A 2,273-nucleotide genomic window follows, 5' to 3' on the forward strand; every position below is an offset into this window, starting at 1 on the left:
TCTCGTTCATGGCGGCGCAGGACCAGCTGACGATCTTCTACTGGCTGCGTGAAGGCGCCGGCGTGATGTTCCTGATCGGCTTGCTGGTCTACATCACCAGCTTCTTCATCGGCGGTGAAACCAGGGCGAAGTCCGCCTGACCTTCCCGTCACCCTGGTAGCAGCGACAAGCCCGGCCCCGTGCCGGGCTTGTCGTTTCCGGCGTTGGCGGGGCAGGCTGAAGCGCTGCTCAGGCCGGCTTCCAGGCGGCCAGCCGGGCTTCGGCCGGGCCGATGATGTCGGCCTCGAGGCGGGCGCGCAGGTCGTCGTCGTTGCGGTAGGTGACGGTCGGCAGCACCCACGGGTAGGCGCGCAGGTCGCGGAACATGCTGTAGTCCCGCGCGCCTTCGCGGATGATCGGCACGATGGGCACCGAGGGCGAGGTGGGCACCACGCTGGCCAGTTCATGGGGCACGCTGTTCGGGTCGCTGATGTCGGCGATCACGAAGCGCGACATCAGCGCGTGGGCCCGTACCCATTCGGTCAGGTTGCGTCCCGCCGGCGGTTCGTAATCGAAAAGGTGTTTGCGGTAATGGCGCGGGTGGGCTTCCAGGGCGGCGCCGAGGGCGTCGAGGGTGGGTTTGTGGGCGGCGTCGAAGCGCCCCAGGATCAGCACCCGGGAGCGATAGATTTCGGACACCACCTGGGCCTGCTCCGAATCGTTGAGCCGGGCCAGCGTCGCGTAGAGGGTTTCCAGCTGGCCGCTGCGACGGCGCCTGGCCTGGCCCTGTTCGCTGCCGCGCTCGGGGCGCGGAAAGAGCACCGCGTCGCCGGTCGGCATGTAGATCATGAAGCGCAGCCAGTCGTTGGCCGAAATCTGCACCCGGCGCCGGTCGGCGGGCATGTCGGCAGGATCCTGCAAGGCCAGTTCGAGCACCGCCAGACGTGCCTGGGTGACGGCTTCATCCACCGACAGGCCGGCCGCCAGGGCGCCATACAGCGCCGCCGAAAAGACCAGCGCCGCAGCGTTGCTGACCGAGCCCTGAACCCCGATGAAAGTCGGCAGGGCCGCCTGCATGAAGGGCCGGACGAAGTTCCAGCTGCCGCTGTTGCAGGCGTTGAACACCGCCAGGCGGGTGCCGGCCGCCTTCAGGCGGGGCGCCAGCACCCGGGCGCGGGTCCACGGGGCGGGCTGGGGGCTGGCCTCGGCAAACTCCACCACCCCGTCGAAGCGGGCGCATTGCAGGAAGTGGGCATCGTCGTTGTCGGCCTCGACGTGGCCGGCGTAGTGAAAGATGTCGATGGGCGTGGCCAGGCGGGCTTCCACCCCGGCGCTGTCGGTGGTGGCGACGAACTCGAAGGCGACCCGCCGGGCGAGGGCCGCGGTGCGCTCGCCGAGCAGGCGGAATTCCTCGTGCACCAGCCACTGGTCGGGGGTGTGCGGATCGTCGAACAGGGTGCCGAGAAAGAGCAGGCGCTGGACGTGGTCAGTGCTGCCGGCCGGCAGGGGCAGGATGGGCGGCTCGCGCACCAGCGACACGTCGCCGTCGGCGAGGAAGAAGCCGGCGGGCACGGCCGGGCCGGCGAGTTCCTGGCGGTACAGGCACTCCCACGGCAGGTCGATGAGTTCATCGTCCAGGCACAGGCGCAGGCGCAGGCCGATGTCGGGCCGTTCGGCGGCCCAGCGCAGGCTTTCCAGCAACAGGCCGTAGATGGGCTCGGGCAGCAGCACCCGGGTCAGGTCGCGTCCCACTTCGGCGGCGCGGTCGAGGCTGTGGCTGAAGCCGATTTCCACGTCGGCGGGGCGGATGCGCGGCTGGCGCAGGCTGACCGGGTGGCGCATGCCACCGACCGGCGTCGAGTGGGCGATCACCTCGATGTGCTGTGGATCCGTACGCCAGGCCCGGATCGCGAAATCGACGAAACGGACGGCTACGGTGTCCGGGGGCGGGCGTGGGGGCATGGTGCATCCTCGGTCGTTGAAGGCTGCGGCGCGGTGGCCGTGGTTTCAGCTTAGCCGGTGGGCGGGCTGCCGCAAGTGTCCGCCGCACCAGCGCGGTGCCCGGCTGCTGCCGCGGCGGGCCATGACGGGGCGCGGGGGCGCTGTCATGGCCCGTTTTGGCGGAATTCTCCCCGGCACGGCATTTGCTGCGGGTGCACATTCCAATACCAAGCAAGAGGTGCAGTCATGGAGTCCGATTCCGTCATCCTCGGCCTGCTGGGGCGGATTCACGTGCTGATGCGGCGGGTGGCCAACCGCATCACCGACGTGGAATACATGCGGGTGAACAAGGA

Annotated in this window: 1 protein-coding gene; it reads right to left on the reverse strand. The window is 69.4% G+C overall.

Going from position 1 to position 2,273, the window contains the following annotated elements; translation table 11 throughout:
• Nucleotides 1-228: 228 nt before the first annotated feature.
• Nucleotides 229-1,941, reverse strand: coding sequence for a CHAT domain-containing protein (locus Q1W26_RS17355; protein WP_300442747.1), 1,713 nt, complete (start codon nt 1,939-1,941; stop codon nt 229-231).
• Nucleotides 1,942-2,273: the final 332 nt, after the last annotated feature.

Source organism: Zoogloea sp., from assembly GCF_030157465.1.
Classification (GTDB): Bacteria; Pseudomonadota; Gammaproteobacteria; order Burkholderiales; family Rhodocyclaceae; genus Zoogloea.

Excerpts from the sequence above, each read along its gene's own strand:
- Q1W26_RS17355 (WP_300442747.1), bottom strand. The coding sequence starts at position 1,941 with ATGCCCCCACGCCCGCCCCCGGACACCGTAGCCGTCCGTTTCGTCGAT.